Source organism: Enterobacter cloacae complex sp. IR53041 (genome assembly GCF_049238285.1).
Classification (GTDB): domain Bacteria; phylum Pseudomonadota; class Gammaproteobacteria; order Enterobacterales; family Enterobacteriaceae; genus Enterobacter; species Enterobacter roggenkampii.
The window spans coordinates 13,724-34,076 of record NZ_JBMKHB010000009.1 but is presented as its reverse complement, the minus strand read 5'-3'; the positions used below and the strand labels follow the sequence as shown (position 1 = coordinate 34,076).

At 59.0% G+C, this 20,353-nt stretch carries 20 protein-coding genes and 1 pseudogene; 7 read left to right on the top strand and 14 right to left on the bottom strand.

Annotated features, from left to right (window positions below; translation table 11 throughout):
• The first annotated feature begins 26 nt into the window (after positions 1-26).
• On the top strand, positions 27-2,411 hold the full coding sequence (locus tag ACOTXF_RS08640) for a beta-N-acetylhexosaminidase (protein ID WP_047746268.1): 2,385 nt from the start codon (positions 27-29) through the stop codon (positions 2,409-2,411).
• Between the two features lie 51 nt (positions 2,412-2,462).
• Here ACOTXF_RS08640 and ridA read toward each other — a convergent pair whose 3' ends face one another.
• From ridA to ACOTXF_RS08620, 4 genes are all read right to left on the bottom strand, one after another.
• Entirely contained in the window at positions 2,463-2,849 is a 387-nt protein-coding gene (gene ridA / locus ACOTXF_RS08635) for a 2-iminobutanoate/2-iminopropanoate deaminase (protein WP_008501391.1), read from the bottom strand.
• Positions 2,850-2,922: 73 nt separating this feature from the next.
• Positions 2,923-3,384 carry an aspartate carbamoyltransferase regulatory subunit gene (pyrI, locus tag ACOTXF_RS08630; RefSeq protein ID WP_008501390.1) on the bottom strand — a complete coding sequence of 154 codons (462 nt, stop codon included), beginning with the start codon at positions 3,382-3,384 and terminating at the stop codon, positions 2,923-2,925.
• Between the two features lie 12 nt (positions 3,385-3,396).
• Positions 3,397-4,329, bottom strand: a complete 933-nt coding sequence (gene pyrB, locus ACOTXF_RS08625; RefSeq protein ID WP_008501389.1) for an aspartate carbamoyltransferase — start codon at positions 4,327-4,329, stop codon at positions 3,397-3,399.
• Between the two features lie 34 nt (positions 4,330-4,363).
• Positions 4,364-4,468, bottom strand: a complete 105-nt coding sequence (locus tag ACOTXF_RS08620) for a pyrBI operon leader peptide (RefSeq protein ID WP_022646880.1) — start codon at positions 4,466-4,468, stop codon at positions 4,364-4,366.
• Between ACOTXF_RS08620 and ACOTXF_RS08615 the strand changes: the two are divergent.
• Positions 4,448-4,565 (top strand): annotated as a pseudogene (locus ACOTXF_RS08615) (hypothetical protein). The gene ACOTXF_RS08620 and the pseudogene ACOTXF_RS08615 sit on opposite strands and share 21 nt — an antisense overlap.
• Positions 4,566-4,568: 3 nt before the next feature.
• Here ACOTXF_RS08615 and ACOTXF_RS08610 read toward each other — a convergent pair.
• The 5 genes from ACOTXF_RS08610 to arcA all read right to left on the bottom strand — a co-directional run bounded on the left by ACOTXF_RS08610 (position 4,569) and on the right by arcA (position 9,752).
• On the bottom strand, positions 4,569-5,048 hold the full coding sequence (locus ACOTXF_RS08610; protein ID WP_025912003.1) for an arginine repressor: 480 nt from the start codon (positions 5,046-5,048) through the stop codon (positions 4,569-4,571).
• Positions 5,049-5,128: 80 nt separating this feature from the next.
• Positions 5,129-6,532, bottom strand: a complete 1,404-nt coding sequence (locus ACOTXF_RS08605) for a YfcC family protein (RefSeq protein WP_008501387.1) — start codon at positions 6,530-6,532, stop codon at positions 5,129-5,131.
• A gap of 47 nt (positions 6,533-6,579) precedes the next feature.
• Complete coding sequence (gene argF / locus ACOTXF_RS08600) at positions 6,580-7,584, bottom strand: ornithine carbamoyltransferase (protein WP_008501386.1); 1,005 nt, start codon at positions 7,582-7,584, stop codon at positions 6,580-6,582.
• A 26-nt stretch (positions 7,585-7,610) separates the two neighbouring features.
• A complete protein-coding gene (arcC, locus tag ACOTXF_RS08595) occupies positions 7,611-8,522 on the bottom strand; it encodes a carbamate kinase (protein ID WP_008501385.1) in 912 nt (303 codons plus the stop codon).
• Between the two features lie 9 nt (positions 8,523-8,531).
• The gene (gene arcA / locus ACOTXF_RS08590) at positions 8,532-9,752 is read right to left on the bottom strand and encodes an arginine deiminase (protein ID WP_008501384.1); all 1,221 of its coding nucleotides are present in this window, start codon (positions 9,750-9,752) and stop codon (positions 8,532-8,534) included.
• Positions 9,753-10,427: 675 nt separating this feature from the next.
• On the opposite strand from arcA, the gene ACOTXF_RS08585 reads away from it, so the two are divergent.
• The 5 genes from ACOTXF_RS08585 to ACOTXF_RS08565 all read left to right on the top strand — a co-directional run bounded on the left by ACOTXF_RS08585 (position 10,428) and on the right by ACOTXF_RS08565 (position 17,247).
• Positions 10,428-10,880: a YhcH/YjgK/YiaL family protein gene (locus ACOTXF_RS08585; RefSeq protein WP_047746311.1), complete on the top strand. Its 453-nt coding sequence runs from the start codon at positions 10,428-10,430 to the stop codon at positions 10,878-10,880.
• 245 nt (positions 10,881-11,125) lie between these two features.
• A complete protein-coding gene (gene yagE / locus ACOTXF_RS08580; protein ID WP_048962910.1) occupies positions 11,126-12,034 on the top strand; it encodes a 2-keto-3-deoxygluconate aldolase in 909 nt (302 codons plus the stop codon).
• A gap of 14 nt (positions 12,035-12,048) precedes the next feature.
• Positions 12,049-14,016 (top strand): xylonate dehydratase YagF, encoded by a 1,968-nt coding sequence (gene yagF / locus ACOTXF_RS08575; protein WP_045415480.1) that lies wholly within the window; start codon positions 12,049-12,051, stop codon positions 14,014-14,016.
• 226 nt (positions 14,017-14,242) lie between these two features.
• Positions 14,243-15,625, top strand: coding sequence for an MFS transporter (locus ACOTXF_RS08570; RefSeq protein WP_023326596.1), 1,383 nt, complete (start codon positions 14,243-14,245; stop codon positions 15,623-15,625).
• An 11-nt stretch (positions 15,626-15,636) separates the two neighbouring features.
• The gene (locus ACOTXF_RS08565; RefSeq protein WP_048961957.1) at positions 15,637-17,247 is read left to right on the top strand and encodes a glycoside hydrolase family 43 protein; all 1,611 of its coding nucleotides are present in this window, start codon (positions 15,637-15,639) and stop codon (positions 17,245-17,247) included.
• Positions 17,248-17,251: 4 nt separating this feature from the next.
• Here ACOTXF_RS08565 and xynR read toward each other — a convergent pair whose 3' ends face one another.
• The 5 genes from xynR to argL form a co-directional block, all read right to left on the bottom strand.
• Positions 17,252-18,010, bottom strand: a complete 759-nt coding sequence (xynR, locus tag ACOTXF_RS08560) for a DNA-binding transcriptional repressor XynR (RefSeq protein ID WP_048961956.1) — start codon at positions 18,008-18,010, stop codon at positions 17,252-17,254.
• A gap of 187 nt (positions 18,011-18,197) precedes the next feature.
• Entirely contained in the window at positions 18,198-18,632 is a 435-nt protein-coding gene (locus tag ACOTXF_RS08555; RefSeq protein WP_048961955.1) for a DUF3828 domain-containing protein, read from the bottom strand.
• Between the two features lies 1 nt (position 18,633).
• Complete coding sequence (locus tag ACOTXF_RS08550) at positions 18,634-18,996, bottom strand: hypothetical protein (RefSeq protein ID WP_045342520.1); 363 nt, start codon at positions 18,994-18,996, stop codon at positions 18,634-18,636.
• A gap of 265 nt (positions 18,997-19,261) precedes the next feature.
• Positions 19,262-20,266: an ornithine carbamoyltransferase gene (gene argF / locus ACOTXF_RS08545; RefSeq protein WP_010427327.1), complete on the bottom strand. Its 1,005-nt coding sequence runs from the start codon at positions 20,264-20,266 to the stop codon at positions 19,262-19,264.
• Positions 20,236-20,331: a putative translational regulatory protein ArgL gene (gene argL / locus ACOTXF_RS08540; protein WP_214516355.1), complete on the bottom strand. Its 96-nt coding sequence runs from the start codon at positions 20,329-20,331 to the stop codon at positions 20,236-20,238. The genes argF (ACOTXF_RS08545) and argL overlap by 31 nt, the downstream gene beginning before the upstream one ends.
• Between the last annotated feature and the right edge of the window lie 22 nt (positions 20,332-20,353).

Sequence of the window (20,353 nt, the reverse complement as noted above, 5' to 3'; positions counted from 1 at the left end):
TTTGGCCCGTCAGATAAGGAACATTCATGTTACGGTACAGTCTCTTAACCGCCGGGCTGATGCTCGGCGCCTCTGCCTTTGCCGCCCCGGCAGGGGATCTCCCCTTAATGCCCTGGCCTGCGAAGGTCGAACGCCCGACGACCCAGGGCGCACTGGTGCTTAGCAACAACGTTTCTGTAAGCGTCAGCGGGGACGATCTCGGTGACGCCGTCAACCGACTGCGCCAGCGCATCGCCCTGCAAACCGGCTGGACGCTGCAGCCTCAGGCTGAAAAGCCAGACAAACCAACTATCCGCATCGCCATCGCTAAAAAGGTGAAGCCGCAGCCGCTGCCGGACAGCGATGAAAGCTATAAGCTCACGGTGGACGCCAACGGCGTCGATATCTCCGCCAACACCCGCTTCGGTGCCTTGCGCGCCATGGAAACCCTGCTCCAGCTGGTGCAGAACGGGGCGGAAAACACCTCGATCCCGTGGGTGACCATTGAAGATTCACCGCGCTTCCCGTGGCGCGGGCTGCTGCTCGATTCGGCACGCCACTTTCTCCCGCTGCCGGATATTAAACGCCAGATCGACGGCATGGCCGCGGCGAAGCTCAACGTGCTGCACTGGCATTTGACCGACGACCAGGGCTGGCGCTTCAGCTCGAAGCGTTATCCAAAATTAACCCAGCTTGCCAGCGACGGGCTGTTCTACACGCCTGAGCAGATGCGCGAGGTGGTGCGTTATGCCGCCGAGCGCGGCATTCGCGTGGTGCCGGAGATCGACATGCCGGGCCACGCCTCGGCGATTGCCGTGGCCTACCCGGAGCTAATGAGCGCGCCGGGACCGTACGCCATGGAACGCCACTGGGGCGTGCTGAAGCCGGTGCTGGATCCGACAAAAGACGCAACTTACGCTTTTGCCGACGCGATGGTCAGCGAACTGGCGGCGATCTTCCCCGATCCGTATCTGCACATCGGCGGCGACGAAGTGGACGACAGCCAGTGGAAAGCGAACCCGGCCATCCAGCAGTTTATGCGCGACAACAGGCTGGCGGACAGCCACGCGCTGCAGGCGTACTTCAACCGCAGGCTGGAAACGATCCTCGAGAAGCATCACCGCCAGATGGTCGGCTGGGATGAGATCTACCATCCTGACTTACCGAAAAGCATTCTGATCCAGTCCTGGCAGGGCCAGGACGCGCTGGGGCAGGTGGCGCAGAACGGCTACAGGGGCATTCTGTCGACCGGCTTTTATCTCGACCAGCCCCAGTCCACCGCCTATCACTACCGCAACGAGATTGTCCCGCAGGGGTTAAACAGCGTGGACGCGATAGCCGACACCGACAGCGCCCAGAGCTGGGCCTTCTCCATGCCGCGCCTGAAGGGCAAGCCGGTGGAGGGGAGCTTCACGCTGGTGAAAGGGGATGCCGGCTGGCGCGGGTTTATTGATTTTGCCGGGAAATCCCGCCGCGCGGTGCAGGATATTGAATGGCGGGATGACAATCAGGTGACCTTCACCGTCGATACCTGGATGGGCGAAACGCGCCCGGTTGTCACCGTTGATAACGACAAACTCTCCGGTTATTTCCTCGTCGGGAATACGCGCTACCCGATTAGCGGCACGCGTCTGGACGACGTGCCGAAAGGCGTTCCGCCCGTCGTGCCGGACGTGGCGAACCAGGCCAACCTGCTCGGCGGCGAAGCGGCGCTGTGGGCGGAAAACGTGGTGGCGCCGGTGCTGGATATTCGTCTGTGGCCGCGTACGTTTGCGGTGGCGGAGCGGCTCTGGTCCGCGCAGGACGTCAACGACGTCGACAACATGTACACCCGCCTGCAGGCGATGGACAGCTGGTCGACGGTGTCGGTCGGGCTGCAGCAGCATACCCAGCAGCAGGTGCAGTTCACGCGCCTCGCCGGTAATGCCGACACCCTGCCGCTGCAGGTCCTCGCGCAGGCGATTGAACCGGCTCAGTATTACACCCGCCAGCACCTGAAGTTCCAGGCCGGAAACTACCATCAGTTCGAGCCGCTCAACCGCTTTGCGGATGCGCTGAACGCCGAAAGCACCACCGTGCGCCAGATGCACAAATGGGCGGACCGTCTGGTGAGCGATGCGGAAGACACGGAAAGCGCCGACGCCCTGCGCCACGTCTTTAACCGCTGGCAGAGCAACACCAGCGACGCGCTGGCCTTAAGCGAAAACAGCTATCAGCTGAAGGCGATGAAGCCGGTGATCCAGGAGGTGGATAAGCTGGCGTCGATTGGCCTGCGGCTCACCGACCTGGTGGCGCGTCAGGGCACGCTGGATGACAAAGAGATCGCCTCGATTCAGAGCGAGCTGGATAACGCGGCGAAGGTGCAGGACGAAGTGGTGATTGCGGCGGTGTATCCGCTGGAGACGCTGCTGCGCGCCACGCGGAATCAGTAGCAAGCAACAAAAAAGGCAGCCTGGGCTGCCTTTTTTCATCGCCAAAGCGAATTAGCGACGAACGGCAATCGCTTCGATTTCAATTTTCACGTCTTTTGGCAGACGCGCCACTTCCACGCAGGAGCGCGCCGGGAAGGTGGCGTTATGCTCGGTGAAGAACGCTTCGTAAGTGGCGTTAACGGTCGCGAAATCGTTCAGATCCTTCACGAACACGGTGGTTTTCACGATATCACCCACTTTCAGGCCGGCAGATTCCACGATAGCCTGCACGTTTTCCAGCGACTGACGCGCCTGCGCCGCGACATCTTCCGGCACCGCGCCGGTTTTTGGGTTTACGGGGATCTGACCTGAAGTGATGATCATGCTGCCCAGATCAACGCCCTGAACGTAAGGGCCGATAGCGGCTGGTGCATTTTCCGTCGCGAGTACTTTGCTCATGTTTTCTCCAGAATTACAGCGTTAAGAATGTTCCCGGCCATTATAACAGCCGGGATTTCATTACCAACCTCAATTAGTTGGCCAGCACCACATAATGAGAAAACTCTTTTTCGCAGTATTTGCATTTGAGTGCGATGTCATTCGCGCGCTTTTTCACTGCGAAACTGGAGGAAACCGGCTCAGCATGACTGATGCAGTTGCTGTTCGGGCAGACCAGCACGCTTTCGATACGTTCTGGCAGGCTCGGGCGGGATTTGCCGACCACTTCGTACTCGTCGATGCGGTTGACGGTGGCGTCCGGCGCGTACAGCGACAGCTGGTTAACCTGCTCGTCGGTCAGGAAGGTGTTCTCGATTTTGATCAGGTCTTTGCGGCCCATCTCGCCCGACGGCAGGTTCAGGCCGATGGTGATGCGCTGGTCAGTTTCGGTCAGTTTGAACAGCGTCAGCAGCTTAAAGCCCACCTGCGCAGGGATATGGTCAATCACGGTGCCACGCTTGATGGCTTCAACCTGGAGTTTGTTATCGTGTGTCATGGTCGTCTCCCCTTACAGAGCTAATTCGCGATTCAGAACCAGTGCCAGTAACGCCTGGCGAGCGAAGATGCCGTTCCCGGCCTGCTGGAAGTACCAGGCGTGCGGCGTTTTATCCACGTCTGTGGTGATCTCATCGATGCGCGGCAGCGGATGCAGGACCTTCATGTTGTCGCGCGCGCCTTCCAGGTCGCTGGCGCGCAGCACGAACTGCGCCTTCACGTTGGCGTATTCGGACGGGTCAAGACGCTCTTTCTGCACGCGGGTCATGTACAGAATATCCACGTGGCTCATCACCTCTTCGATGCTGGCATGCAGGCTCCACGCAATGCCTTTCTCGTCCAGCATGTCGAGAATGTACTGCGGCATCGCCAGCGCCTCCGGGGCGATGAAGTAGAAGCGGTTGCCGTTAAATTTCGCCAGCGCCTGGGTCAGGGAGTGGACGGTGCGGCCATACTTCAGGTCGCCAACCATGGCGATGTTCAGGTTCTCGAGCTTGCCCTGGGTCTCCTGAATGGTGAACAGATCCAGCAGCGTCTGCGTTGGGTGCTGGTTGGCACCGTCACCGGCGTTCAGCACCGGAATGCCGCCGGAAAACTCGGTTGCCAGGCGCGCCGCACCCTCCTGCGGGTGACGCATCACAATCGCGTCGACGTAGGTGCTGATCACTGAAATGGTATCCGCCAGGGTCTCACCTTTTTTACCCAGCGACGTGTTGCTGCTGTCAGAGAAGCCCACCACGCTCGCGCCCAGGCGGTGCATGGAGGTCTCAAAGGAGAGGCGGGTGCGGGTCGAGGCTTCAAAGAAGCAGCTCGCAATCACCTTGTGCTTCAGCAGCTCCGGTTGCGGATTGGCCTTCAGTTTTGCCGCGGTTTCCAGAACCAGTTCCAGCTCTTCGCGGCTTAGGTCGTTTATGGAAATGATGTGTTTTTGATAAAGCGGATTCATGTTTATCTCCTGACGCCGGGCAAAAAAAAGCCCCTCAAATGAGGGGCTCTGGGAATAGGTTTAGCAACGGGAAGAAAAACGGCAGGCCAGCGTCTGATTTCAGACGCGGTAAGACGTTATGTCGTACACGCTTGACCATGCTTCCTCCCGGCAAATTGTCGGGCATTATACGCAGCTCGCTTTTCTGATCAAGCGATTTAATGCACGCTTTACTCAATGCAAACGGTTCTTTGTGAATATTAATGCGTTCTGAGTAAATAATTAATTTGCTTATGCACCAGCGCGGTGCGCTTTACCACCCGGGGGGCGACCCAGACAATACTGCTGCCGGCCACCACGCCTAAAATTTCCGGAAGCTGGTGATAATCCAGAATACGCGCCACCGCGCGGCCATATCCGGCGACGGTATGGACAAGGATAAACTCGCTATTATGCTCAACGCTGACCACCATTTCCGAAACGGTACGCGCGGCGTCGGGGGCAGGGCGCAGCTGAGGATTCAACGAATAAATCTTTAGCCCTTTGGCATTTCGAATTTTTATGACTCCGAGCAACTTCAGCAATCGCGAAACGGTCGACTGGCTGATGCTGTCAAACCCTCTCTCCTGCAGGTCGCGGCGAATCTCTTCCTGCGAAAGGTAACTCTTTTCGGCGATCAAACGCTGGCACACCGTGAGCTGCAGCTGTTCTTTGGGAGAGTACTCTTCGTAATCCATCATGTTTCCCATATCAGTTCCCGAAATAACCGGTGACACCGCACCGATCCGTAGGCCGGATAAGCGCAGCGCCATCCGGCAAATTACAACAACGCCCCCAGACTTAACGCCACCATAATCACCACCGTCAGGATCGCCAGCAGCGGCGCCACCCATTTCAGGTAGCGCACGTAAGGTACCCGGGCGATAGCCAGCCCGCCCATGACCACCGCAGAGGTCGGCGTGACAAGGTTAACGATGCCGGAGGCCGACTGGTAAGCCGTAACCACCAGGTCGCGGTTGACGTTAGCGAAATCAGCAAGCGGCGCCATGATCGGCATCGTCAGAACGGCCAGGCCGGATGAAGAAGGCACAAGAAACGACAGCACGACTTCCAGCCAGTACATCACGTTGATAAACGCTACCGTGGACAACCCGCTGACCAGCCCTTCCGCGCTGTGCAAAATGGTGTGGGTAATCATGCCCTTATCCATGATGACTACGATACCGCGCGCGATGCCGATAATCAGCGCGACGCCCAGCAAATCTCGCGCGCCGTTGATAAACGTCGACGTCAGCTCCTCTTCGCTCATGCGGGCAATCAGGCCGACGATGATCGCGCTGGCGAGAAACACCGCTGAAATCTCCGCCATCCACCAGCCCAGCACCGCCACGCCGTAAATCATCACCGCGAAGGCCAGAGCGAAAATCACCAGGATGATTTTGCGCACCGGGGTGAATTCCAGGGACTGTTCGCCCTTGTTGCCGAGGAAATGGGCGAGGTTCTCCTCCTGCTTGTCTGCAACGATGGACTGCGAGGGATCCTTACGCACCTTGCGGGCGTAGCGCATCACCCACGCCACGCAGATGATCCAGCCGATGACCAGCAGCGCCACGCGCAGGGCGATGCCGTTGGTGAAGGGGATCCCGGCGGCGTTGGCGGCGATCACCGTGGCAAACGGGTTAATGGTGGAGCCGAGGGTGCCGATCCCCGCCCCGAGCAGCACGGTAGAGGCAGCGACAACCGGATCGAACCGCGCGGCCAGCATCACCGGCACCAGTAAGGTATAGAAGGGCAGTGACTCTTCGGCCATACCGTAAATCGTGCCGCCTGCGGCAAACAGCGCCATCAGGATCGGGATCATCCACTCCTCGCGTCCGCGCAGCCGGGTGGTCACACGCTCGATCCCGGCGTCAATCGCCCCGGTTTTGGTGACGATCCCGAGGAATCCCCCGATGATCAGAATAAACAGCGCCACGTCGATCGCCCCGGCCTGGCCGGATTCCGGATCGTACAGCCCGGCAATCGGCGCCATCAGCACCGAAACCAGCCCCTGCGGATGCGCCGCGACGTGCGCGTAGGTGCCTGCAACGGGGACGTCTTTGCCGAGCGCCTCGTTCATTGCCATATGGTACTGCCCGGCCGGGACAATCCACGTCAGCACGGCCACGACGGCAATCAGAAAAAAGAGAATGGTGTAAGCGGAGGGAAACTTGAACTTGCCCATGATGTTCTCCTGAAACCCGGCGCACCCCGCGGCGCGCCGGGCGGTGATTAGTCGCCGAGTGTCGCCACCATGACCGCTTTAATGGTGTGCATGCGGTTCTCTGCTTCGTCGAAGACGATGGAGTTCGGTGATTCAAAGACCTCTTCCGTCACCTCCAGCCCCTTCAGGCCGTACGCCATCTCGATTTCGCGGCCCACCTTAGTGTGCTCGTTGTGGAACGCGGGCAGGCAGTGCATGAATTTGACGTTCGGGTTGCCGGTGGCCTTCATCACCTGCGCGTTAATCTGATACGGCTTCATCAGGCTGACGCGCTCGGCCCAGGCTTCCTTCGGCTCGCCCATGGAGACCCACACGTCGGTGTAGAGGAAATCGGTCCCCTGCACGCCTTCTTCCACGTCGTCGGTGAGGGTGATGCGCGCGCCCGTCTCTTTCGCAATGGCGCGGCACTGCTCAACCAGCCCCGCTTCCGGCCAGAAGGATTTCGGCGCAACGAGGCGGATATCCATCCCCATCTTGGCCGCACCGACCATCAGGGAGTTGCCCATGTTGTTGCGCGCGTCGCCGAGATAGGCAAAGCTCAGCTCAGGCAGGGTTTTGCCCGGGGAGTGCTCCAGCATGGTCATCAGGTCGGCGAGAATTTGGGTCGGGTGGAACTCGTCGGTCAGGCCGTTCCATACCGGCACGCCCGCGTACTCGCCCAGCTCTTCGACGATGGCCTGGCCGTAGCCGCGGTATTCGATGCCGTCGTACATGCGGCCCAGCACGCGGGCGGTGTCTTTCATCGACTCTTTATGGCCAATCTGCGAGCCGCTTGGGCCGAGATAGGTGACCTGCGCGCCCTGGTCGAACGCGCCCACTTCGAAGGCGCAGCGGGTGCGGGTGGAGGTTTTTTCAAAGATCAGGGCGATGTTTTTCCCGACCAGGGTTTGCTTCTCGCGCCCGGCTTTTTTGGCGGCCTTGAGCTCGATGGCGAGGTCGATCAGGTACTGGATCTCCGCCGGGGTGTAGTCCAGCAGTTTCAGGAAGTTGCGGTTTTTCAGGTTGATGGTCATGGGTAAATCCTTTTTAAAATGAGTGTTCAGTTACGAATCAACGTGCCTTTCTCGCCCGCGAGGATCTCCGCGCCGTCGGCCAGCGCGCCGATCCCGGCTATCCCGTTGCAGGCTTCAACGAACTCGCGGCAGGCGGCCACCTTCGGCCCCATCGATCCGGCGTCGAACTGCATGCCCCTGAGCAGCTCCGGCGTTACCTGCGCCAGCGGACGCTGGGTTGGTTTGCCCCAGTCGAGGTACACCGCGTCGGCATCGGTCAAAATCAGCAGGGCGTCGGCCTCGATCTGCCTCGCCAGCAGGGCAGCGGAGAGGTCTTTGTCGATCACCGCCTCAATCCCGCGATAGCCGTTGGCGTTTTCCACCACCGGTACGCCGCCGCCGCCGTTGCAGATCACCAGGTGGTCGCGCTGGATCAGCGCCGTGATGGCGTCGCTCTCAACGATGCGCTTCGGCTGCGGAGAGGGCACCACGCGGCGGACGTAGCTGCCGTCGGCCTTAAACACCCAGCCTTTCTCCGCGGCCAGCGTTTTTGCCTGGGCTTCGCTGTACACCGGGCCGATGTATTTGGTCGGGTTGCTGAAGGCCGGGTCGGCGGCGTCCACTTCTACCTGGGTGAGCAGAACGCTCACCTCCCGCTGCGGCAGGCTGTTTTTCAGCGCCTGCTGGAGCATGTAGCCGATCATTCCCTGGCTTTCGGCGCCAAGAACGTCCAGCGGGTAGGGCGTGACTTTGTCGTAGGCGCTGTTCTGCAGCGCCAGCAGCCCGACCTGCGGGCCGTTGCCGTGCACCAGCACCACGCGCCACTGCGCCGTCAGCCCGGCGATGGTGCGGGCGGCCTGCTCGATGTTCTGGCGCTGGATCTCCGCTTCCAGCGGCTCGCCGCGCTTGAGCAGCGCGTTGCCGCCCAGGGCCACAACCAGAGTGGGTTTTCGTTCCATGATGGCTCCTTAAATTCCGTCGCGTTCCAGCGGGCAGCTCATGCAGCGCGCGCCGCCGCGGCCGCGTCCCAGCTCGTCGCCCGGGATGGGCAGCACGGTGATACCCGCTTTGTCGTATTTCTCGTTGGTCCAGACGTTGCGCTCGTAGCCGATCACCACGCCGGGGCGGATGGTCAGGACGTTATTGGCGTCGTTCCACTGCTCGCGTTCGGCCTCAAAGGCGTCGCCGCCGGTGGTGATCAGACGTACCTGGTTAATGCCGAGCGCTTTCTCGATGGCGTGCAGCAGGTCGGTTTCCTGGGTGCGCAGCAGGCCGCCGCGTCCGTCCGGGGTGAGCGTCCAGCACTGGGCGTCCTTGCGCACCACTTCCGGGTAGACGGAGAAGGTATCCACGTCGATGTGGGTCATGACGGTGTCGAGGTGCATGCAGGAGCGGTGTTTGGGCAGCTCAACGGCAATCACGCGCTCGGCCTGGCGGTGTTTGAACAGGCTGTTGGCGAGGAACTCCACGCCCTGCGGGGTGGTGCGCTCGGACATGCCGATCAATACCGCGCCGCGGCCAATGACTAATACGTCGCCGCCTTCTAAAGTGGCGTGGTCGTAATTAATATTCTCGTCGCCGAAATACTTAATAAAATCGCCGTCGGCGAACGCCGGGTGCCAGCGATATATTGCCCGCAGGTTATTGGTTTCACGCTGACGCGCCGGTTTGGCCATCGGGTTAATAGAGACGCCGTTATAGATCCAGCAGGAGGTATCGCGGGTAAATAAATGGTTCGGCAGTGGCTTCATAATAAAATCATTCGCCGTGTGGGTATCCACCACCATATTTTTAATGGCTGCCGGAATTTCACCGTAGGTTAATCCGCCGCTTAATCTGCGCGCCAGTTCCCGGTGCGGCATATCCGCCAGCCAGCCGCGTACGTCGCCAGCAAAGGTTGGGCCGAGGCGGTAGTCAGAGATTTGCGTCTCCAGCAGCCAGGCTTTCGCCTCAGCGATATCAAGGGTTTGTGTCAGCAGGTCGGTCAGCAGCAGGACTTCCACCCCCTGCTCGCGCAGCGTGTTGGCGAAGATGTCATGCTCCTCACCCGCCCGCTCAACCGAGAGCACGTCATCAAATAGCAGCTCCTGACAGTTTGAGGGGGTTAACCGTTTCAGACTTAAATTTGGGCGGTGCAGCATAACGCTACGCAATTGACCAATTTCAGAACCGACGTAATGCTTTTCCATAATTATTCCTTTAACTGTTTTTCAGAATAAAAAGGGCATGCGCCATGTCATGTATTTAATTGCATGGCGGCTAAGCTCAATTGATTTCGTGGTTCATACTAGGCAGTTAAATAATCCGTATTGTGATGTTGCTCACGCGAAAATGGATATTATGCGGTTTGTTTTCATTAGCATGATTCGCATCAGATAATGATTAATTGGCTATTCTGGCGAGGTGAATAGCTAAGCACTATCCGTTGTCATTATTTGCAGTTGTTAGTGTTTTGTAGAATTTAATGCTTTGAAATATTTTGTTAAAACATTGATTTTAAATGTCTTTGTGGTTTTCGTGGAATGACTATGCAATATTGCTAATTAACTATTTTTGGCTTAAGTAAAATCAATAAATATTTATTGAATTTAATAGCAAATTATCAAAGTGCTAAAATGTGAAGCGGTAGCGAGTTTTGTTGTTAAGGCATGACGATCAGTAAGTTAGCGCAAGGCCGTGATAACGAAGAGCTGAAGATATGCATAATGACTGCATAAATGCCTGCGAGGGCTTAACAGCAAATTAACACCATTCCCGATAAACATGCGTTCGCGCAAAACCCGTCTAAAAAGCGCTGGTATGGCAGCCAGGATTCTCGTATAAAAGATAAAAATGAAACGTTGTTTTATATCGAGGGTTTTCTGATGATTATCGGCAACATCCACCATCTGCACTCCTGGCTACCTGACGAACTGCGACAGGCCATTGAGCACGTTAAATCTCACGTCACCGACGCCACGCCGCTCGGCAAGCACGACATCAACGACAGCAGCCTGTTTTATCTGGTCTCCGAAGATACAACCCAGCCGTTCGCCGAGCGTCGCGCCGAGTACCACGCGCGCTATCTGGATATTCAGATCGTGATGAAGGGACAGGAAGGGATGACCTTCAGCACCCTGCCGCCCGGCACGCCGGACACCGACTGGCTGGCGGACAAAGACATCGCGTTCCTGCCGGAAGGCGAGCAGGAGAAAACCGTGGTGCTGAGCGAAGGGGATTTTGTGGTGTTCTGGCCGGGTGAGGTGCATAAGCCGCTGTGCGCGGTGGGTGCGCCTGCTAAGGTCAGGAAAGTGGTGGTGAAGATGCTTGTAGAGTAACTCTTACCCCTCACCCTAACCCTCTCCCCACAGGGGAGAGGGGACTGCTCCGAGCCGTCTTTTCCCCCTCGCCCCATTGGGGAGAGGGCCGGGGTGAGGGGGGACAATATGTGATCCAGCTTAAACTTCCCGCACTCCCTCCTCATCTCTCATTTACCTGCGCTTTTCCTGCGTCATAGTATGATCGTTAATTTAACGAACGCTGTTCTATAATGTAGAACAAAATGATTCAGCAAGGAGATCTCATGCCGCAGTCCGCGTTGTTCACGGGAATTATTCCCCCTGTCTCCACCATTTTTACCGCCGACGGCCAGCTCGATAAGCCGGGCACCGCCGCGCTGATCGACGATCTCATCAAAGCAGGCGTTGACGGCCTGTTCTTCCTGGGCAGCGGCGGCGAGTTCTCCCAGCTCGGCGCCGAAGAGCGTAAAACCATTGCCCAATTTGCTATCGATCATGTCGATCGTCGCGTACCGGTCCTGATCGGCACCGGCGGCACCAACGCCCGGGAAACCATTGCGCTCAGCCAGCACGCGCAGCAGGCGGGGGCGGACGGCATCGTGGTGATCAACCCTTACTACTGGAAAGTGTCGGAAGCGAACCTGATCCGCTATTTCGAGCAGGTGGCGGACAGCGTCACGCTGCCGGTGATGCTCTATAACTTCCCGGCGCTGACCGGTCAGGATCTGACCCCGGCGCTGGTGAAAACCCTCGCCGACTCGCGCAGCAACATCGTCGGCATCAAAGACACCATCGACTCCGTCGCTCATCTGCGCAGCATGATCCACACCGTCAAAGGTGCCCATCCGCACTTCACCGTGCTGTGTGGCTACGACGATCATCTGTTTAATACCTTGCTGCTCGGCGGCGACGGGGCGATTTCGGCGAGCGGCAACTTTGCCCCGCAGGTGTCGGTGAATCTTCTGAAAGCCTGGCGGGATAAAGACGTGGCGAAGGCGGCTGAGTATCATCAGACCCTGCTGCAAATTCCGCAGATGTATCAGCTGGATACGCCGTTTGTGAACGTGATTAAAGAGGCGATTGTGCTCTGCGGCCGCCCGATTTCCACGCACGTGCTGCCGCCCGCCTCTGCGCTGGACGAGCCGCGCAAGGCGCAGCTGAAAACCCTGCTGCAACAGCTCAAGCTCTGCTGAGCCGGACGATAACCATGACCATCGAGAAGATTTTCACCCCGCAGGACGAGGCGTTTTATGCGGTGATCACCCACGCGGCGGGGCCGCAGGGCGCGCTGCCGCTGACCCCGCAGATGCTGATGGAATCCCCCAGCGGCAACCTGTTCGGCATGACGCAGAACGCCGGAATGGGCTGGGATGCCAACAAGCTGACCGGCAAAGAGGTGCTGATTATCGGCACACAGGGCGGCATCCGCGCCGGGGACGGACGCCCGGTTGCGCTGGGCTACCACACCGGGCACTGGGAGATCGGCATGCAGATGCAGGCGGCGGCGAAAGAGATCACCCGCAACGGCGGGATCCCGTTTGCGGCCTTCGTCAGCGATCCGTGCGACGGGCGCTCTCAGGGCACGCACGGCATGTTCGACTCCCTGCCGTACCGTAACGACGCGGCGATCGTGTTTCGCCGCCTGATCCGTTCCCTCCCGACGCGCCGGGCGGTGATCGGCGTGGCAACCTGCGATAAAGGACTGCCCGCCACCATGATTGCCCTGGCCGCGATGCACGACCTGCCGACCATTCTGGTGCCGGGCGGGGCGACGCTGCCGCCAACCGTGGGGGAAGACGCGGGCAAAGTGCAGACCATCGGCGCGCGCTTTGCCAACCACGAACTCTCCCTGCAGGAGGCCGCCGAGCTGGGCTGTCGCGCCTGCGCCTCGCCGGGCGGCGGGTGTCAGTTCCTCGGCACGGCGGGCACCTCGCAGGTGGTCGCGGAAGCGCTGGGGCTGGCGCTGCCGCACTCCGCGCTGGCGCCGTCCGGGCAGGCGGTGTGGCTGGAGATCGCCCGCCAGTCGGCGCGGGCGGTGAGCGAGCTGGATAACCTTGGCATCACCACGCGCGATATCCTCACCGACAAAGCCATCGAAAACGCCATGGTGATCCACGCGGCGTTCGGCGGCTCGACGAATTTACTGCTGCACATCCCGGCCATCGCCCACGCGGCGGGCTGCACGATCCCGGACGTAGAGCACTGGACGCGCGTCAACCGCAGGGTGCCGCGCCTGGTCAGCGTGCTGCCCAACGGCCCGGACTATCACCCGACCGTGCGCGCGTTCCTCGCGGGCGGCGTGCCGGAGGTGATGCTTCACCTGCGCGATCTTGGCCTTCTGCATCTGGACGCCATGACCGTCACCGGCCAGACGGTGGGCGAAAACCTCGACTGGTGGCAGGCGTCCGAGCGCCGTGAGCGCTTCCGCCAGTGCCTGCGCGAGCAGGACGGCGTGGATCCGGATGACGTGATCCTGCCGCCTGAGAAGGCAAAAGCGAAAGGGCTGACCTCAACGGTTTGCTTCCCGACGGGCAACATCGCGCCGGAAGGCTCGGTGATCAAGGCCACGGCGATCGACCCGTCGGTCGTCGGTGAAGATGGCGTTTACCGCCACACCGGCCGGGCGCGGGTGTTTGTCTCGGAAGCGCAGGCGATCAAGGCCATCAAGCGGGAAGAGATTAAGCAGGGCGATATCATGGTGGTGATCGGCGGCGGGCCGTCCGGCACCGGCATGGAAGAGACCTACCAGCTCACCTCCGCGTTGAAGCATATCTCGTGGGGCAAGACGGTGTCGTTAATCACCGATGCGCGCTTCTCGGGCGTGTCGACGGGCGCCTGCTTCGGCCACGTGTCGCCGGAGGCGCTGGCGGGCGGGCCGATTGGTAAGCTGCGCGATAACGACATCATCGAGATAGCCGTCGACCGACTGACATTAACGGGCAGCGTCAACTTTATCGGCACCGTGGATAACCCGCTGACGCCGGAGCAGGGCGCACGCGAGCTGGCAATGCGGCAGACGCACCCGGACCTGCACGCCCACGACTTTTTGCCGGACGACACCCGCCTGTGGGCAGCATTACAGTCGGTCAGCGGCGGCACCTGGAAAGGCTGTATTTATGACACCGATAAAATTATCGAGGTAATTAACGCCGGTAAAAAAGCGCTCGGCATTTAATTATTTTTCACGCGGTTGTCGTCTACGGAATATATTCCGTGGGCGGCTTTTTCTTGTCTTTATTTTATCAATTTAAACAATAAGTTGTGATATATCGTTGGCGTCACAAAAGCAAAATAACGTAATTCAGAAATAAGATATGACCATTGCTGGTTAATTGAACAGCTCATTACACTCCATTAACACGATGTTGTAATTCAGCACACTACATAAGGGTGTAATTCTGATGACGCAATTAACCATGAAAGACAAAATTGGCTACGGGCTGGGTGACACCGCCTGCGGCTTCGTCTGGCAGGCCACGATGTTCCTGCTGGCCTATTTCTACACCGACGTCTTCGGCCTGTCGGCGGGGATTATGGGGACGCTGTTTTTGGTCTCCCGCGTGCTCGACGCCGTCACCGACCCGCTGATGGGGCTGCTGGTCGACCGCACCCGCACGCGTCACGGCCAGTTCCGCCCGTTCCTGCTGTGGGGCGCCATCCCGTTTGGCATCGTCTGCGTGCTGACCTTCTACACGCCGGACTTCTCCGCGCAGGGCAAAATCATCTACGCCTGCGTGACCTACATTCTCCTGACCCTGGTCTACACCTTCGTTAACGTGCCCTACTGCGCCATGCCCGGCGTCATCACCGCCGACCCGAAAGAGCGTCACGCCCTGCAGTCCTGGCGCTTCTTCCTGGCTGCGGCGGGATCGCTCGCCATCAGCGGCATTGCCCTGCCGCTGGTGAGCATCATCGGTAAAGGGGACGAGCAGGTGGGCTATTTCGGCGCCATGTGCGTGCTGGGCCTGACCGGCGTGGTGCTGCTCTACGTCTGCTTCTTTACCACCAAAGAGCGCTACACCTTTGAGGTGCAGCCGGGCTCGTCGGTGGCGAAAGATCTCAAGCTGCTGCTCGGCAACGGCCAGTGGCGGATCATGTGCGCGTTCAAGATGATGGCGACCTGTTCCAACGTGGTGCGCGGCGGGGCGACGCTCTACTTCGTCAAATACGTGATGGATCACCCGGAGATGGCGACCCAGTTTTTACTCTACGGCAGCCTCGCCACCATGTTTGGCTCGCTCTGCTCGTCTCGTCTGCTGGGCCGCTTCGATCGCGTCACCGCCTTCAAGTGGATCATCGTCGCCTACTCGCTGATCAGCCTGCTGATTTTCGTCACCCCGGCGGAGCATATTGCCCTGATTTTCGCCCTCAACATCCTGTTCCTGTTCGTCTTTAACACCACCACGCCGCTGCAGTGGCTGATGGCCTCTGACGTGGTGGACTACGAGGAGAGCCGCAGCGGGCGCCGCCTCGACGGGCTGGTGTTCTCCACCTACCTGTTCAGCCTGAAGATTGGCCTGGCGATTGGCGGGGCGGTGGTGGGCTGGATCCTGGCGTACGTGAACTACTCCGCCAGCAGCAGCGTGCAGCCGGTCGAGGTGCTGACCACCATCAAAATTCTGTTCTGCGTGGTGCCGGTGGTGCTCTACGCGGGCATGTTCATCATGTTGTCGTTCTACAAGCTCACCGACGCCCGCGTGGAGGCCATCAGCCAGCAGCTGATCAAGCACCGCGCGGCGCAGGGCGAGGCCGTTCCCGACGCCGCGACAGCCGCATCCCATTAACCGGAGGCAATATGGAAATCACCAACCCAATACTCACCGGCTTCAACCCGGACCCGTCCCTGTGCCGCCAGGGCGAGGACTACTACATCGCCACCTCGACCTTCGAGTGGTTCCCCGGCGTGCGCATCTACCACTCTCGCGACCTGAAAAACTGGTCGCTGGTCAGCACCCCGCTGGACCGCGTGTCGATGCTGGACATGAAGGGCAACCCGGACTCCGGCGGCATCTGGGCGCCGTGCCTGAGCTACGCCGACGGCAAATTCTGGCTGCTCTACACCGACGTGAAGATTGTCGACTCGCCGTGGAAAAATGGCCGCAACTTCCTCGTCACCGCGCCGTCCATTGAGGGGCCGTGGAGCGAGCCGATCCCGATGGGCAACGGCGGGTTCGATCCGTCCCTGTTCCACGACGACGATGGCCGCAAATATTACCTCTACCGCCCGTGGGGGCCGCGCCACCACAGCAACCCGCACAACACCATCGTGATGCAGGCGTTTGACCCGCAGACCGGCACCCTCTCGCCCGAGCGCAAAACCTTGTTTACCGGCACGCCGCTCTGCTACACCGAGGGGGCGCACCTTTATCGGCACGCGGGATGGTACTACCTGATGGTGGCCGAAGGGGGCACCAGCTACGAGCACGCCGTCGTGGTGCTGCGTTCCAAAAATATCGACGGGCCGTACGAGCTGCACCCGGACGTGACGATGATGACCAGCTGGCACCTGCCGGAGAACCCGCTGCAGAAGAGCGGCCACGGCTCGCTGCTGCAGACCCACACCGGGGAGTGGTACATGGCCTATCTCACCAGCCGCCCGCTGCGTCTGCCCGGCGTGCCGCTGCTGGCCTCCGGCGGGCGCGGCTACTGCCCGCTGGGACGCGAGACCGGCATCGCCCGCATTGAGTGGCGCGACGGCTGGCCGTACGTGGAAGGCGGCAAGCACGCGCAGCTGACCGTGAAAGGCCCGCAGATGGCCGAGCAGCCCGCTGCCGTTCAGCACGGCTGGAGGGACGATTTCGACGGCAACACGCTTGATCCAGAGCTGCAGACCCTGCGCATTCCGTTCGACGACACCCTCGGCTCGCTCACCGCGCGGCCGGGATACTTACGGCTCTACGGGAACGACTCGCTCAACTCCACCTTTACCCAGTCGACCGTGGCGCGCCGCTGGCAGCACTTTGCCTTCCGGGCGGAGACGCGGATGCAGTTCTCGCCGGTCCACTTCCAGCAGAGCGCGGGGCTGACCTGCTACTACAACAGTAAAAACTGGAGCTACTGCTTTGTGGACTACGAGGAGGGGCAGGGGAGAACCATCAAGGTTATTCAGCTCGACCACAACGTGCCGTCATGGCCGCTGCACGAGCAGCCGATTCCGGTGCCGGAGAGTGCGGAGAGCATCTGGCTGCGCGTGGACGTGGATAAGCTGGTCTACCGCTACAGCTACTCGTTCGACGGCGAGACGTGGCACACCGTGCCGGTAACGTATGAGGCGTGGAAGCTGTCGGACGACTACATTGGCGGGCGCGGCTTCTTTACCGGCGCGTTTGTGGGGCTGCACTGCGAGGACATCAGCGGCGACGGCTGCCACGCGGACTTCGACTACTTCACCTACGAGCCGGCCTAACGGCTCAGGCCGGGTAGCCCAGCGCGCGTGAAAGCTGAAGCCCGGCCTGCTGAAGCTGCTCGCGGAAGTTAGCCAGCTCAGCGTCGTCCACGCGCGAGGTCAGGGTCGACAGGCTCAGGGCGGCAATCACGCGGGATTCATGGTTCCACACCGGCACCGCCACGCAGCGCACGCCCTGCTCGTTCTCTTCGCTATCCAGGGCGTAGCCCTGCTCGCGGGTCTGCGCCAGGGCGTTCATTAAGGCTTCGCGAGAGGAGAGAGTGGCGGGCGTAAAGGTGGTGTACTGATAACCCTCCAGCAGGGCGTTCAGCTCGGCCTCGCCCAGCCAGGCAATCAACACTTTGCCGATGGCGGTGGCGTGAACCGGCAGGCGGCGGCCAATGCGCGAATAGGCGATGGCGGCCAGCTTGCCTTCAATCTTCTCGATATAAACCCCTTCACGCCCGTCCAGGATCCCCAGATGGGTGGTCTGCCCGGTACGCTGGGACAGCTCCGTCAGCCAGCCTTTCGCCTTCTGCCGAATATCCATCGAGCCCACGACAAAATGACCGCGCTCGACCAGCTTCATGCCGAGGCGATATTTGCCGTTCTCCGGGTTCTGATCGATATAGCCGTGAAGCTGCAGGGTTTTCAGCAGCGAGTGGAGGGTACTCTTGCTCAGCCCCATCAGTTTGCTGATGTCGGTGATCTTAAGCTCGGTGGCCTGCTCGTTGAAAAGGTCGAGGATCTGCAACGCACGTTCAACAGACTGAATAATCGGCATAATGCTGGTATGTCCACGCTGGAATTAAGGCGAAAACGTACCTTTTTCGGGGTGAAAAATCAATGAAATGGAGCTGGCCTGATTCGCCCGGCGGCGCTGCGCTTGCACGGGCCTACGGGTTGTGTAGGCCGGGTAAGCGCAGCGCCACCCGGCAACAAAGGCGGCTACATTATTGTTAGCGGGGGAATCAATTATTATCCCGAGCGGCGACAGACTGGATTTTCCAGACTCCATCTTCTTTAACCATGCAATCAATAACTGTGTGCTGAGTCTTTTTGCCAAACGTGATATTCACATTTACACAGACCGGATCAGAATCATAAGAAGCAATGGCAACATTCTCAGCCCAGTCCTCGCCGATATACTGCGATTTCATAAAAAAATCAGCCTCGTAAAATTCAGCATCGGCATAACGGGGATCGTCTGCATGACGTAATTTTTTCATGGTACTGGCCGTAACGAACTTATCGATTTCATTTCCCTCCTGGATAGGATAATGATCGTTGTTCACCTGTTTGACGTACCAGCGATTGAATTCAAGAGCGCGCTGCATCGGTATCTGAAAATCTTCGGCCCCCAATGCGGCTGTACTGAATAACACAATTAAGATGAGCTTATTCATATTAATAATGCCTGTATAAGGTGACGGCTGGCTGGAGTTGGCGATACGTTGGCCCCGGGTACATTGTTCTCTGTTTAAAATCTGAATACCAGGTTCCAGCACCATCGTAAATGCAGACATGCCCGTACTGATTCGGGCCGGGCAAGGCATCAATCACCGCGATATCCCCCTCTATGGGGGTGCCATAGACTTTTGAGAACCCTGCTTTTTCAAGAGAACGCCAGAAATCCTTAGCGTTTGCCCCTTCGATTTTAAGCCCTCCGGCTCGAATGGCGGCGGCGATTGCGCGAGCGCAATAATGTCCAGTATGGGTTAGTGCGTGGCTACGGGCGTATGACACAGCTTCATGCTTATTCCATGACATAAATAATCCTTATTAACGAAATGCAGCAATAAGGAAATATTACGCCGATAATATACGGTATTTTGTAATTGATAATGACCTGATGTTAACCACTATCTACTTAATAAATAATGGTTAATAAAAACATAAATACTTATTATGGCAAATATCTCTCTGAGAAAGCGTCAGTAAAATGAATTTTTCTGCCAGACGATAACGCTGTTGTCGTTTTTAAGGTTTTCTCCCTCTCCCCGTGGGAGAGGGCACCAGACCGCAGAGGAGTCAATCACTCCCCAAGCGTCGCCACCATCACCGCCTTAATCGTATGCATTCGGTTTTCCGCCTGGTCGAACACGATGCTCGCCGCCGACTCAAACACCTCGTCCGTCACTTCCATTCCGCCGTGCAGATCGAACTCCTTCGCCATCTGCTTGCCGAGCGTGGTCTGATCGTCATGGAACGCCGGCAGACAGTGCAGGAACTTCACGTCCGGGTTGCCGGTCAGCGCCATCATCTGCGCGTTCACCTGATACCCGCGCAGCAGCGCAATCCGCTCCGCCCACTTCTCTTTGGCTTCGCCCATCGACACCCACACGTCGGTATAGATAAAGTCCGCGCCCTTCACGCCCGCCGCCACGTCTTCCGTCAGCGTGATTTTCCCGCCGTGCTTTTCCGCCAGCGCGCTGCACTCTGCCACTAGGCTCTCTTCCGGCCAGCAGGCTTTCGGGGCCACCAGGCGCAGATCCAGCCCGGTCAGCGCCGCCGCTTCCAGCATCGAGTTGCCCATGTTGTTGCGCGCGTCGCCCGCGTAGACCAGCGTCATCTCGTTGAACGCCTTGCCCGGCAGGTGCTCCTGCATGGTCAGCAGGTCCGCCAGCAGCTGCGTCGGGTGGAACTCATTGGTCAGCCCGTTCCACACCGGCACGCCCGCGTACTGCGCCAGCGTTTCGACCACTTCCTGACCGTGGCCGCGATACTGAATGCCGTCGTACATCCGGCCCAGCACGCGCGCGGTGTCCTTAATTGACTCTTTATGCCCAATCTGGCTGCCGCTCGGCCCTAAATACGTGACGCGAGCGCCCTGGTCAAATGCGGCAACTTCGAAAGAGCAACGGGTACGGGTCGAGTCTTTTTCGAAGATGAGCGCGATGTTTTTACCGGTAAGTTTCTGTACTTCCTTGCCATTTTTCTTATCGGCTTTGAGCTGTGCGGCAAGGGTCAGCAGAGAAGTGAACTGTGCAGGGGTAAAGTCGAGCAATTTCAGAAAGTGTTTCTTGTACAGATCAGACATTTTATCCTCACATGGCGAATGCCACTTATTGAATTAAAATTCACTTTATATGTGTAATTATTCATTTGCAACCCCGTTTCACAAATC